The organism is Paenibacillus sp. FSL H7-0737, from assembly GCF_000758545.1.
Taxonomy (GTDB): domain Bacteria; phylum Bacillota; class Bacilli; order Paenibacillales; family Paenibacillaceae; genus Paenibacillus_AQ.
In genome coordinates this window covers 5,546,219-5,559,589 of the sequence record NZ_CP009279.1, presented here as the reverse complement: position 1 = coordinate 5,559,589, position 13,371 = coordinate 5,546,219, and the positions used below count along the sequence as shown (strand labels likewise).

Below are 13,371 nucleotides of genomic sequence, written 5' to 3'. Positions count from 1 at the left end.
AATGGGCAATCGTATGAAATGGGTATCGCTTCTGCTGACTTCGCTGGTGCTTCTTCTCGCTGCCTGTAGCGGAGGGGGGAATTCTAACACTTCACCAAACACAAGTGAGAAAAATCTGAATACCGAGGTCGCCACTGATGACGGCAGCGGGATTAAGCCCGTCACCTTCAGCTTTTATGGAAATTACGACTGGCTTACGACATCACCATGGGGGGATAATGAGGCGACAAAATGGATTCAGGAGAACCGTAAGGTTAATGTTGAACCGATTCAATCGGGAGGTGCGGCCGGAGAAAAACTCAACACGATGATCGTCGGTGGTGATTTACCGGATGTCATTTTTACTGACCGGGGATCCTCAGTGGAACGGCTGGTGCAGGCAGGGCAACTTGTTGCGCTGGATGATTACTATGACAAGTATCCGAACTTCAAGAAATATGTGAAGGAATCCACCCTGAATTTGCTCCGTTCAGATGACGGAAAAATCTATCAAATTCCCAACTGGTATACATCCGGGCAATTCGGCAACGGCGGATGGATGGTGAATAAAGATATTTATAATGAGCTCGGCAGACCGGCGCTGGAGACCTTTGATGATTTGTATCAATATTTACGCTTGGTGCAAGAGAAGTATCCGGATGTTGTACCTCTGGAGGTTGGCGAGAAGGGGGCAGGTCTGGAAATTATGTATGGCGGTTTTAAGGAGAACTCCACCAGTAAGTTCATTTCACTCATGGGACATCCGGAAGGCGACAAGCTGTCATCTATCTTGGACGATCCCGCTTACGAGGAGATGGTGCTGTATATCAATAAGCTCTATCGTGAACGGCTGATTACGCAGGATGCACTGCAGCAAACCCAGGATGCGGTCAAAGAAAAGGTCAATACCAGCCGGGTAGCGGTCATGGTCGAATCCAATATCACTACGTATGGAGCCGAGGGACACCGTGCACTGACTGCGAACAATCCGGACAGCGGTTATGAAATTATTTGGCCGATTCATAAAGCCGGACTAGACAAAACACAAGTGTTTGTAAGCGGTTTCGAGACGCTGGGTTGGAACGTCAGTGTCATTACGAAAAAGGCCAAGGATCCGGAGGCCATCTTCGCTTACTTTGACTGGATTACGGGTCCGGAGGGACAGAAGGTGCTTTTCTTCGGTCCTAAAGGCTTGTACTGGGATGAGGAGGACGCAGACGGAGCACCAATTCCGAATGAGAAATACAAGACGACTCCTGCTAACGAGCGTACCGAAACGATGAGAAAATTCGAGGACTTTAACTGGGCGGGAAATACGACCTTTATTGATACGGCGAAAATGAGCTTAGAGGCGTTGCTTTCCGCGAACCAGAAATCATGGGAGACAGTGGCGCAGTCCACGGTGACCTGGAAAACCGCGCTGGACATTACGGAATTTGTGAATACCGATCCGCTTCCGGATACGGAGATTGGCATCATCGCACAGAATGTCGGGGATATTTATACCCTTGCTTACGCACAAATGGTTCAGGCGAAGTCGGATGAAGAGGTATTGTCGGCACTGGAGACAGCCAAAAAGAACACCCAAAAAGCGGGGCTGGATAAGCTGCTTGAGTTCAGAACCGAAAAATGGCAGGAGAATGTCAAGAAAATCAACGCGACGAAATAAGACTTTTATAAAATCTTATACTTGTGGAGGCGATATTATGGCATTTGCTCTGAGATCGAGATGCATAGCAATGTTAAGCTTCGTATTGGTTTCTTCAATAGTAGGTGGTTCCGTGCCGGCTAAGGCCGATGAGGAGAGTAATCCCCCTTTTGAAACGGAAGTTATTGTACGGACCGTAAACCAGTTTAAGAACACGGCGGATGTCCATAATTTCATCCAGCTGTCCACAAGCTACGGTGTCGATGTCATCAGCATGAACGTGAAGCAGGATGAAGATGATGAGGTTCCGTCTGGAAGTGTATTTTATCAGAGTGATATCGCTCCGATCGCGCAAGGCTACGAGAATTTCGATGCCCTGCAGGCTGTCATTACAGCAGCCCATGCTGCAGGAATCAAGGTTCATGCCTGGATTCCCCAGTTCCATGATCAGCAAGCCTTCCTTGCTCACGATGAATGGCAGATGCAAGCGCTGGTTAACGGGGTTCAGACTCCGTTCACAGGTTCTAACGGCAACGAATACTTCGTCAATCCGATTCACCACGAAGTGCAGCAGTATGAGCGTTCCATCATTCAGGAAGTGATCGAGAATTATGCTGTTGACGGTGTTGTGCTAGACTGGATCCGCTTTGACAATTACAACATGGACGTCAGTGATTACACGGCCCTGAAGTATCAGGCGCAGTTCGGGTATTCCCCGCTCAGCATTGACTTCGATACGGATTCGCCTCAGCGTGAGCAGTGGAATGAATGGAGAACTGAACAAATTGGACAGTATGTGGGCGATATCCGTGAGGATATTTCCGAATCCTCAAATCCGGATGTGCAGCTAGGTGTGTATATTTTGCCGCCGGAATTTACAGAGGTTGGACAGAATGTAGCCAAATTCAAAGATGATATCGACTTTGTCGCACCGATGGCGTACTTTGATGACTGGGAGTTCAATAGTGATTGGGTATACAGCACTTCCTACGGCATCCTGAAGGATACGAGCGACCGGATTAGCGGCAGTGACGTGGAAATTGTTGCGACGCTGGATAATGACTGGACTGATGATCAATATCAGGAGATTTACAAGGGAATCCGCGAGAATTATCCGGACGTGAAGCGTCTGTCGTTCTTTGCTTACGGGGCCTGGCCAGAAGATGAGCTAGCCAATATCAAAGAACGTGAAACCTGGCCGACGCCAGGCTGGACGCCTCCGGTAGAACAAGACTATCCGGCTCAATTACCAGCAGGATGGAAGGCTCGAAATATCGGTTCCATGCCGGGGAACGTTACCTACAATTCATCCAATAAGCAATTTACACTCAGCAGTAGCTCTACGGATATTTGGGGAAATGGAGATCGACTGAATTATATATACCAATCCGTGAGTGGCAATGCAGAGATTATTGTAAAAGTGCAGTCCACTAGCCGATTGGACGGCTGGGCCAAGGCTGGTATTATGATTCGGGAGTCGCTGGGTCATAATTCGAAGCACGCGGATATGATGCTTACCCCCGAGAATGGGGCAACCTTCCAGTATCGTGCAGAGACAGCGGGTAATATGGTCGACCATACTGCGGCTGCCTCGGCTCCAAGATGGCTAAAGCTGACCAGAAGTGGAAATACCTTCAAAGGCGCTATTTCGACGAACGGGAATAACTGGCAAACGGTCGGAACTGTTCAGATCCCGATGAATCGCAAGGTGTATATTGGCATAGCGCTCAGCAATCCGGGGGATGATTCGAGGAATAAGGCCGTGTTTGGAAATGTGAAGGTTACGGATTAAGCCTAATACAATTACAACTATACATCATCATTCGCTTTATTTTTTATGGGCAAAGCAAAGATATCAGAGGCTTGATTTGTATTTAGACCTCCTGGAAAGCACCCGAAGCCTGGGGATTTGCTGTCAGGGAGAGAAAGAACGGATACCGGCTGACTTTGGAATCTGAGGATGTAATATAATCGGCAGAACACAGTGAAAACAGATTGGGTTAGAAGACATTCATCTCCGAAATACGGGTGAATGTCTTCTTTCTTTGCTCATAGTGTTCTGAAAATGTCATTTATCGTGTAATACAAAGCATTAAGTTCTTCCATATAAACTGTTTTTATTTTGGTTTTATCAGGATTGTCACTTATCATTTCCATAAAGACATCCGGATCATTAATGATACCATTAAGACTTGCGCGCTTTAACAATTCTGCATCGGAAATATCATCCTTAAACGACAGTCTTAAGATTTCCATAGTGTCGTTTACTATACCTTTGAAATTCTCTTCTTCCCCAAAGAAAGTTGCAATCTTATTCAAAAAGTCTGCATATTTATCTGGTATTTTTGAATTTTCTGAAAAAAATATCATTTATATCTTCTCCCTATATTAATCGAATTTTTAAATAGTTTTAAGTAATTGGCCAGTCTGAAATCATCTAATTATAGTCAGAAACATTATAATTGGATTTGGAACAATTGGCGGTTAAAAATGATACAGTAGTACTGTTTACACAGATTAAGTGAGTACGATATATCGGAAATTCTAACTTGTTTTATAGAGTTAAGTTATAGTTGACCAATTCGAAAGCGGCGGAGGCTGGGGATGCTAAAGACAGTATCAGTTATTTTTAATGAGCGACCAAAAAGGTGGGGATTAAGAGGGGATCCATATCTTTGGGATGAGCTAGAGAGGTACTTTCAGGAAGTGAATTATCCATGTACAGGTGAGGAGTTTGCAGAGATATTCAAATACGCATTTGAGGAATTAACAGGAAGTAGCTTAGGTGATTTAGATAAACAAATCTATTGTGAGAAATACAGTCATGGTGGTATGTCCAGTGGGCATGTTTGTCTGGAGTTTTGGATTGAAGTAGCGATTCCATTGCTAATTGAACGATTGGAGGGATTAGCAATTTAAATTGGTGAACAATTGGATGCATCTCACCTTCCCCCCACCACCAATGTAATGTAAAAACTAAACGTTAAAGGCCGTTCACAGGTGGTTATGGAGCTGAAAATATAGCTGGCCATGTCTTCGGAAGTGACGCATATAAGCCTTCTTCACCCTTAGGGGTGTGGGAAGGTTTTTTGTTGTTTATGCATATTTGCTAAAAGAACATTCAATTGATAATCATTCTCAATACATATATAATGAATCCAAAGTAAGGGGAAGTAGGGATGAGCATGAAGCGTAGCGATGGTCTGAATGAAGCGGAAACGATTGATGCCCATAAGACGCTTAGATGCGAAGGGTTTAATATTACTTACCAGTTGGACGGAAGCCACTTTGAGATAAAACCACCGGTCGAGCTAGGGAAGGGCAGCTGCCGGAGCCTGCTTACTCAGCGTTATCTTCAAATGACGGATTTTGATCTCCAATTTAATCGGGATATTGAAGCGAAGGGTGAGTTTAGAACACCTCGTACGGAGCTGATATTCTGCATGGGACATGGAATTGAATGGGGGACCTCGCTGAAGCAGGACTATTTTGCCATAGATACAGGAGAAAGTGTGCTGCTTCACGGCGGAGTAAGAAGTGAAAATTGTATATACCTTAGCGGAGCGGGCTACAGATTCCTCAGCATAGATATGAGTCCGGCACAATTTGAGCGAATGACCAGCGGACTGACCGAGGATACACGGCTCCAAGCCGGAGGAGGAGCTGGGTTGTTTTTTGGCAAAAACGCAATCACACCATCTATCCGACTCATTCTGTCTCAAATTGCGGATTGTTCCTATAGTCAGGGTATGCGGGAACTCTATCTGGAGGGGAAAATGCTGGAGCTAATGGCTGTCTATCTCAATGAATCTTTATTTGAAGCTGATCGGATTTCCCACACAGTCAAGCTATCTAGAGATGATATGAAGAGCCTGCGACTAGCCAAGGAAATTCTGCAACGTGATTATTTACATCCACCGACGCTAGCAGGGCTCTCTCGCATTATTTGCCTTAATGAGTTCAAATTGAAGAAGGGCTTTAAGGAAATGTTCGGTTATACTGTCCATGCCTATGTGATCGAACAACGGATGCAAAGGGCACAGCAGCTGCTACAACATGGAAATATGACGGTAAGTGAAGCAGCATCCAGAGTCGGATACGTGAATGTCAGCCATTTCTCAGCAGCCTTTCGTAAAAAATTCGGTGTGCGTCCTGGAGAGTATCTGATCAGTGGTAGACAGCGTTCTTTAGGAACAAGGATGTAAGCTCGCATCGAAAACAGATGCTCCTGATTTGGTTGATTATAATCCCGGAAACGGTAGCAACCATGAAGAGCGTTCCTATACACTAGTGCACAGAGAATCATTCTCAGTGCACTTTTTTTGTGCGTAATTATAAAGAGTGGGGGAACAGCTGTGAGTAAAAGCAAAAATGGCATGTCGAGACTGTTGGAGATTGCCGGAGAGAAGCGAGGCCTGCTGATCCTGTCTGGTGTATTGTCATCTGTCAGCGCCGTGCTAATGCTGGTACCATTTTTGTCTGTTTATTTCATATTGGCCGAGCTACTGCGGCATGCCGCATCTCCTGGACAGGTTGATGGTGATGCTATGATTCGCTGGGGATGGATTGCACTCGGCGGATTGATCGGAGGTCTGGTGACCTCGTATTGCGGTATTATGTGCTCACATATTGCGGCTTTTCGTATTCAGTATAATCTGCGTGTACGAATGACTGAGCATCTGGGCAGACTGCCGCTCGGCTTCCTGAATGGAACTTCGACCGGCGCAGTGAAGAAGACGCTGGAACAGAATGTCGACAAGGTGGAAAATTTCGTAGCGCATCAGCTCCCTGATCTGGTCAGCGCGCTGGCGTCTACGGTGCTGATGATTGTGGCGATGTTCTGGCTGAGTCCGCCGTTAGCTGTAGCCTGCCTTCTACCGATCCTCATAGGAATGGTTGTGCAGTCAGCACTTATGATGAGCAGTAAGGGGAAAACCAGTGTGAAGCAGTATCATGATTCTTTGGAGCAGATCAATGCTTCGGCGGTGCAGTATGTGCGGGGGATGCCAGCGGTGAAGGTGTTCGGGCAGACGGTGCATTCCTTCCGAAAGTTCTACAGTGATATGACCAGATACCGTGATTATTGTCTGGAGTTTACGGACCGTTATCAGTCAGGCTATGTTCTATTCAAAACATTGCTGGCCTCCTCGTTTACCTTTATTTTACCGGTGGGTGTTTTTATGCTAAGCGGTCAGCCGGATTCCATGTCCTTTGCGCTTGTGCTGCTGTTCTTTCTAATTATGGCACCAGGCGTATCATCTCCGCTCTATAAGCTACTTATGCTGGCTTCGAGCACCCGGGATATCGGCGAAGGCGTAGAGCGGATGGATCGTCTTTTGGCACAGCAGCCTGTACCAGAAATAGCAAAGCCGCTATCACCGCAAGCTTTCGACGTTGAATTTATGGACGTAACCTTCTCCTACAGTGAAGAAGAGGGGGCTGCGGCTGCGCTTAGCGAGGTCTCTTTTCGGGCAGTACAAGGGAAGGTTACAGCGCTGGTTGGACCGTCAGGATCAGGTAAATCGACGGTGGCCAGCTTGGTGCCGCGGTTCTGGGACCCGCAAGAGGGTGCGATCCGTATCGGTGGAGTGGATATCCGTCATATGGCGATTCATGAACTGATGAATACAGTTGCCTTTGTATTTCAGGAGACCTTCCTGTTCTATGACACTTTGTATGAGAATATTGCCGTCGGCAAACCGGGAGCCACGCTGGATGAAGTCCAGGCTGCAGCAAGAGCTGCGCAATGCGACGAGTTCATCTCTCGGCTTCCGCAGGGATACGATACGTTAATTGGTGAAGGTGGCGTCTATCTCTCCGGTGGTGAAGAGCAGCGTATTGCGGTAGCCCGGGCAATCCTCAAAAATGCACCGGTACTTGTACTCGACGAAGCGACTGCTTTTGCCGACCCGGAAAATGAGCATCACATGCAGCTGGCACTAACGGAGCTTATGCGCGGGAAGACGGTAATTGTTATTGCTCACAGACTCTCCTCTATTCGTGAAGCCGCACAAATTCTGGTACTGCGAGATGGGCAAATCGTGGAGCGCGGAGATCACGATCGTTTGATTGATCTCGATGGACTTTACACTCAAATGTGGCATGCCTACAGTGATGCTGGAGATTGGCATTTGGAAAAAGGAGGGGAACAGCTATGAAGGTATTGCACAATATTACTGCTGGCAAACCGCAGCAGCTGCTGAAGCCTGTACTTTTTTCCTTACTGGCTAACATAGTTAGTGTGCTTCCGTTTGCGCTTGTAATTGAGGCGGTGCGGTTGATTTTTGCTCCTTATATTACGGTGGGTGCAGAGCTTCAGATAGAACGGCTTTGGTGGATTTGCGCGGGACTAGCCGCTGTTATGGTGCTGATGTTCCTGAGTGAGATCCCCGCATACCGCACTGCATACCGCGGGGCTTACAATGTTGCGGCACAGGGACGGGCGGAATTAGCAGAACATCTGCGTAAGCTTCCGCTAGGCTACCTGACGCGCCGGGATCCTGGTGATTTGGCCAATATGATGATGGGCGATTTCACGCTGGTTGAGACAGGGATTTCACATCTGCTGCCACAGCTTGCAGGGGCTTTTGTACTGCCGATATTCGCACTTGCGGGTTTACTATTCCTCGACTGGCGGATGGCGCTTTCCATGTTCGTGGCACTGCCGGTTGCCCTCCTAATTATGTACCTGTCAGGCAGACTGCGGCGCAGATTAGGGACGAATCATATGAAAGCGAAACTGAACGCCGCGAATCGGCTACAGGAGTATTTGAATGGTATTCGGGTGATGAAAGCCTACAACCTGACGGGAGAACGTTTTGTCCGTCTGGATAGCTCTTTTCGAACTTTGATGAAGGAAAGTGTGAAGCTTGAAGGGATATTCGGACCGGTCATTCTAACGGCTATGGCTCTTCTTCGTGCGGGTCTGACCTTAATAGTATACGTAGGTGTGCATCTATTGTTAGGCGGGGAGCTCGGTATTTTGCAGCTGGCGGTATTCCTTATTGTCGGCACACGCATCTATGATCCACTGACGACGGCGCTCGCCAACTATGCTGAATTCCGGTACAACGAACAAGCGGGTGAACGCATCGTAGACCTGCTTCGCCAGCCGGTAATGACAGGGACTACAGCTCCACTTCCCGATAGCAGTACCATTCGCTTTGACAATGTTACCTTCAGCTATGGAGGTGAGCCTGTTCTCAAACAATTAAGCATAGAAATGCCGCAAGGTTCATTGACTGCAATCGTGGGTCCCTCCGGCAGCGGAAAGAGTACAGTGCTGCGTTTGATCTCGCGTTTCTATGATCCTGACGAGGGAAGTGTTCTGCTAGGCGGACGCAATATTAAAGATATTGATCCAGAACATTTGCTAGGGTCTGTGTCGGTTGTGTTTCAGGATGTGTACCTGTTCCAAGATACCATTGGAAACAACATTGCTTTTGGGCGGCCGGGCGCGTCGCAGCAGGATATTCAACAAGCAGCAGAAATGGCCCGTTGCCATGATTTCATTATGAAATTACCGCTAGGTTATGACACGCCGGTAGGCGAGGGTGGCAGTACGCTTTCCGGAGGGGAGAAGCAGCGGATCTCCATTGCTCGTGCGATTCTTAAGAACGCTCCGATTGTATTGCTGGATGAGGCTACTGCATCGCTTGACCCGCAGAATGAAGCCGAAATCCAGAAGGGAATTGATGCGCTGATTACGGGCAGAACCGTTATTGTTATCGCGCATCGGCTGAAAACCATACGAGGTGCAGACAACATTATTGTGCTGGAAGATGGCCGACTGGTGGAGCAGGGACGACATGAAGCTTTACTACTACGAGGCGGATTGTACGACCGTCTCTGGAAGCTGCAGCAGCAATCCGTAGGATTCCGCATCACGTCATAGGGAACGTCATTCACGCTTTTAGGAGGGCAAACGTATGGCTATCACAAAGGATGAATCTACCTGAAGCCATTTAAATACAAAAGACGAAGCCATTTATGGCTTCGTCTTTTGTAGGTTTGCATACCCTTTTAATCCTAGAAAATAAGGACCTTTTACAAATGAACTATTGGACCGAAAGTACAGTCTCCAGCTCAGGAATATATTCCTTGACCATATTGTTGTCTTCCCACAGTCCTTTAGTCCCAGCTGGGGCTTGACCTTCGGAAACGACTAAGTACGGTTTGATGGTTACGGTACTTGGTATAGTCTTGAAGGGTTCAAAACGAACATTATAAGATTCGCTTAAGGGGTGAGCACCGATGGGCTTCAGTTGAACGCCGCGTTCATCTACAATGTCAAATTGAAGAGCGATGACGCCCCCGTTAGCCCCCTTATATTTCGAAGGGATAGAAGCGAGCATTTCTTCTACGCTCTGGCCCGGTTTGGTTTTGTACTCAATGGATAACTGCGTTGTGATTGGGGTGATTTCCACCTTACTGATCTGCAAGTTAATGTTATCGTGATGCATGGTCTCCTCTGAAGTTAGTACGGTAACGGGCGTTGATTTTGTAACAGGCAGAACGAATTCGAACGGGACATCGTAACCCTTTAACGTTACATTTACAGTCAAGTCAAACTGATCAGGGAACTGGACAGTCTGTGTTGTTGTGCTCGGCTCATAATAAGTGTTCAAAACCTGAACCATTATGCTGGAAGCAGTCTCAGCATCCATGTGTTCGTAACTCCAGAGTAGAGGTTGGCCTTTATAGAGAACCTCAAACTTATCCACTGCCCCTTTATTGGCATCTGAAGGCGGCGAATTGGGCTCCGAAGCCAGACGGTTTCCAGGAGTGGTTATGTTCATAAGAATTCGGGTTCCGTCAAATAACAACGTTGGGATATTCATGGTCACATCGCCATGGGTCACGCTTTGGTTTACGTTTGTGATGAAATCCTCGGCTTGTTGAACACCGGGATCTAAGTTTTTTTCGCCCCATAATGAATAGATTTGTCCCAAAACCGGAATTTGCTTGAGTGCATCAGCCATTGCGGGCGATACAAAGCCGGAAGCAAGGACTGTAACTCCAAGAATTGCAGCGGCTGCAGTGGAAATCAACCATTTATTAAAAGTTTTAGATACATTTTTCTTTTTCTGAACGGGGGAAATGGAATTATCGGTTTCCCTGATGATTTGGTAAGTCTCATTCAGCTTGGAGCGGGCAATATCCGATAACTGATCGGGAAGTAGGCTTTGGCAGTTCTTTAATTGTTCTTCTAACTTAGTGTTTACCATGTCGCAACTCCATTTCTTGATTGAATTGAGATGAATGCTTTAGCTTTTTGCGGGCGCGATGCAGCCGGGTCTTCACGGCTACCGTAGAAATTTCGAGAATGTCGGAAATTTGACTGATCGGCATGTCCTGTAGGTAATGAAGGTGAATGACAATCCGTAGATTCTCCTCAAGATGTTGAACGGCATCCCATATTTCGATTTTCTCATAATCCTTGGAAATGGAAGGGACTTCGGGAAGCTCTCCATAAGGGAGGGCTCTTGCGTTGTTTTTGATCATTTTGTTGCATTCATTAATCAGAATCCGGAAGATCCACGTTTTGAAAAAAGCGGGCTCTCTGAGTGTATGGATGGACCTAAAGGCTTTAAGCATCGTCTCTTGCAGGGCATCTGCACAATCCTCGTCTTTGTTGACGAGGGACCTTGCAGTTCTATACAGAGGTAACTCTATCTCTTGCATCAGCTGCACGAATGCTTCAGAGTCCCCAGCTTTGGCTTTGACGACAATAGGATTAATATGCAAAGATTTACCTGCTTTCTTGACTAAAAGTCTTAGGATATTCGTAACGTTACTTAAATATTAGATCGGGTAGGTAGCTAGAAGGTTACAACGAAAGTAAACCTAAGATATCCGGGGACTGCACCGCTTGGGCAAATCAGCACACATGGGATTCTCCAAGCATTCTGGACTCACAAAATAATGTAGTATCTGGTGGGGCAGTTTTGCTTACTAAAAGCAAAAGCCCCCTCCGCCGTTTTGGCGGAAAGGGCCAGTCGTCCATGTTATTTGGTATTTTTATAAATGTTAGGTTTGTTTATTCAACATTATCTTTAAATTTTCTATTTCTCTCTTATAAAAATCAACGGTCTTACCCTCTGTGACTTTCCAGTCCCTTTCTAGCAGCTCAATTATTTCGTGATGCTTTTCAATAGACCTATCATATTCCCCTTTTATTATATATATATGAGAAATGGCTTCAAATGCATCTGTATACTTTGGACTTGGCTGTAGTTCGTAACCTTTGGAATAGTATTCTATGGCTTCGTCGTACCTGCAAAGTTTAGCCATACAGTCTCCTCTGGAGGACCATGCAAGCCAATCCTCAGGATACAAATCAGTCATTTGCTCCCAGAGAGCCAGCGCCTGAGAAAGGTCGCCCTCTTCCTTGCATATCAGCCCTCCATATTTTTGATATAAATGACCAGGATGGATTTGGTTCAATTGTTCCAGAATTTCTTTTGCTTCAATACATCTGCCGTCTGCGATTAAGTAGTTCATAAGCCAAACATAAGCCTGCCAGTAATTCGGGTGATTCGGCACGAAATTCTTATAATACGTAATGAGTTTATGGTGATTTGAAAAGTTCCAATCAAAAATGATTCCATTCTCCGCATCTCGCAAAGCATTATGATTACTTTTATTGTCCGGGGCTAGTAGCAGTGCATCCTTGGCATAATGGGAAGCCAATTCACGGTGCTCATCTGAACGATGAATGTGTAACTGAGCTAGCAGGGTGAGACATGAGGACTTTTTTTGCGCATCATTTAGTTTTCCTTTTAAAAATTGTTCAGCATAGTTAAAGTCGTCTTCAGATATAAAATGTTCAGTACTAATCATATTTCCAATTCGTTCTAAATGGGTATCATCGGTTAATGCAAATAATTCATCAATTGTAACACCAAAAATCACGGATAAATCAGGGAGAATTTGAATATCAGGCATGGTTACATTGTTTTCCCACTTGGATACTGCTTGGGATGACAGATTCAGTTTTGCTGCTAGTTCTTCCTGAGTCATTTCTTTTTGTAAACGAAGTGTCTTTATTTTTTTTCCTATCTCAACATTCATTTGGATAACCTCCAATTTGTATCATTTCGACTAGTCAATTGCAGTATAACTTTTTGTATAAAATATCCACAATGACCGCTTGGTTAAGCGGATTAACCTATCAGGTTACCTTGTAGGACATTGGTTCAATTTATAAGAAGGGCGATTTGAGATTTATCGACAATTCTCCTCTGAGGGTTGGAGGTGAAGAAATGTAAAAAATTTACTTGTGATCTCGATTTTCTTTCTCAAGGTTGCGGAGCATATCTTGTTATGACATACTCGTCAGCAAATGGTTCACTAAGTTAAACGATTGAACGAAACGAAAGCGGTGAGAATCATTAATAAACAGCAACAGGTCGAAGTCATCAAAGACGATTTCAAGATGTGCCAGAAGGTCTTTTTAGCTATTGGTAATGAGACAAGACAATCTATTATTACTGTACTTATGGAGACTACCTGTACGAACGGGTTACGCGTAGGTGAGATTACTGAAAAAACACATCTATCACGACCTGCTGTTTCCCATCATCTAAGAATCTTAAGAGAAGCCGGAATTATAATGGTGAGGGAAGAAGGCTCTAAAAATTATTATTTTATGGACGTTAGAACAAAATTAGGAGTGTTAAAAAATCTTATAAACCATCTCGATGAATTTATGGAACAATATTATTAGAATTGGAGGTTTCTTA

The 13,371-nt window shown here is 45.6% G+C and carries 11 protein-coding genes; 7 read left to right on the top strand and 4 right to left on the bottom strand.

What is annotated here, in order from left to right; genetic code table 11:
* Position 1 precedes the first annotated feature (1 nt).
* Both H70737_RS24300 and H70737_RS24295 read left to right on the top strand, forming a co-directional pair.
* Positions 2-1,648 (top strand): extracellular solute-binding protein, encoded by a 1,647-nt coding sequence (locus H70737_RS24300; RefSeq protein WP_042191440.1) that lies wholly within the window; start codon positions 2-4, stop codon positions 1,646-1,648.
* Positions 1,649-1,685: 37 nt separating this feature from the next.
* Complete coding sequence (locus tag H70737_RS24295; protein ID WP_042191438.1) at positions 1,686-3,419, top strand: family 10 glycosylhydrolase; 1,734 nt, start codon at positions 1,686-1,688, stop codon at positions 3,417-3,419.
* Positions 3,420-3,676: 257 nt separating this feature from the next.
* On the opposite strand, the gene H70737_RS24290 is transcribed toward H70737_RS24295, so the two are convergent.
* Positions 3,677-3,997 (bottom strand): hypothetical protein, encoded by a 321-nt coding sequence (locus H70737_RS24290; protein ID WP_042191436.1) that lies wholly within the window; start codon positions 3,995-3,997, stop codon positions 3,677-3,679.
* Positions 3,998-4,231: 234 nt separating this feature from the next.
* Here H70737_RS24290 and H70737_RS24285 point away from each other — a divergent pair, with 234 nt between their 5' ends.
* From H70737_RS24285 to H70737_RS24270, 4 genes are all read left to right on the top strand, one after another.
* On the top strand, positions 4,232-4,546 hold the full coding sequence (locus H70737_RS24285; protein WP_042191434.1) for a hypothetical protein: 315 nt from the start codon (positions 4,232-4,234) through the stop codon (positions 4,544-4,546).
* A gap of 260 nt (positions 4,547-4,806) precedes the next feature.
* On the top strand, positions 4,807-5,832 hold the full coding sequence (locus H70737_RS29970) for a helix-turn-helix transcriptional regulator (protein WP_052404404.1): 1,026 nt from the start codon (positions 4,807-4,809) through the stop codon (positions 5,830-5,832).
* A gap of 171 nt (positions 5,833-6,003) precedes the next feature.
* The gene (locus H70737_RS24275) at positions 6,004-7,785 is read left to right on the top strand and encodes an ABC transporter ATP-binding protein (protein ID WP_042194453.1); all 1,782 of its coding nucleotides are present in this window, start codon (positions 6,004-6,006) and stop codon (positions 7,783-7,785) included.
* A complete protein-coding gene (locus H70737_RS24270; RefSeq protein ID WP_042191432.1) occupies positions 7,782-9,521 on the top strand; it encodes an ABC transporter ATP-binding protein in 1,740 nt (579 codons plus the stop codon). Before H70737_RS24275 ends, H70737_RS24270 begins: the two co-directional genes overlap by 4 nt.
* Positions 9,522-9,684: 163 nt before the next feature.
* Here H70737_RS24270 and H70737_RS24265 read toward each other — a convergent pair whose 3' ends face one another.
* The 3 genes from H70737_RS24265 to H70737_RS29965 form a co-directional block, all read right to left on the bottom strand.
* Positions 9,685-10,854, bottom strand: a complete 1,170-nt coding sequence (locus H70737_RS24265) for a DUF4179 domain-containing protein (protein WP_042191431.1) — start codon at positions 10,852-10,854, stop codon at positions 9,685-9,687.
* Positions 10,841-11,374: an RNA polymerase sigma factor gene (locus tag H70737_RS24260; protein ID WP_042191429.1), complete on the bottom strand. Its 534-nt coding sequence runs from the start codon at positions 11,372-11,374 to the stop codon at positions 10,841-10,843. The genes H70737_RS24265 and H70737_RS24260 overlap by 14 nt, the downstream gene beginning before the upstream one ends.
* Positions 11,375-11,656: 282 nt before the next feature.
* Positions 11,657-12,700 carry a helix-turn-helix domain-containing protein gene (locus tag H70737_RS29965; protein ID WP_052404403.1) on the bottom strand — a complete coding sequence of 348 codons (1,044 nt, stop codon included), beginning with the start codon at positions 12,698-12,700 and terminating at the stop codon, positions 11,657-11,659.
* 364 nt (positions 12,701-13,064) lie between these two features.
* On the opposite strand from H70737_RS29965, the gene H70737_RS24250 reads away from it, so the two are divergent.
* Positions 13,065-13,355 (top strand): ArsR/SmtB family transcription factor, encoded by a 291-nt coding sequence (locus H70737_RS24250; RefSeq protein ID WP_042194449.1) that lies wholly within the window; start codon positions 13,065-13,067, stop codon positions 13,353-13,355.
* The last annotated feature ends 16 nt before the right edge of the window (positions 13,356-13,371 follow it).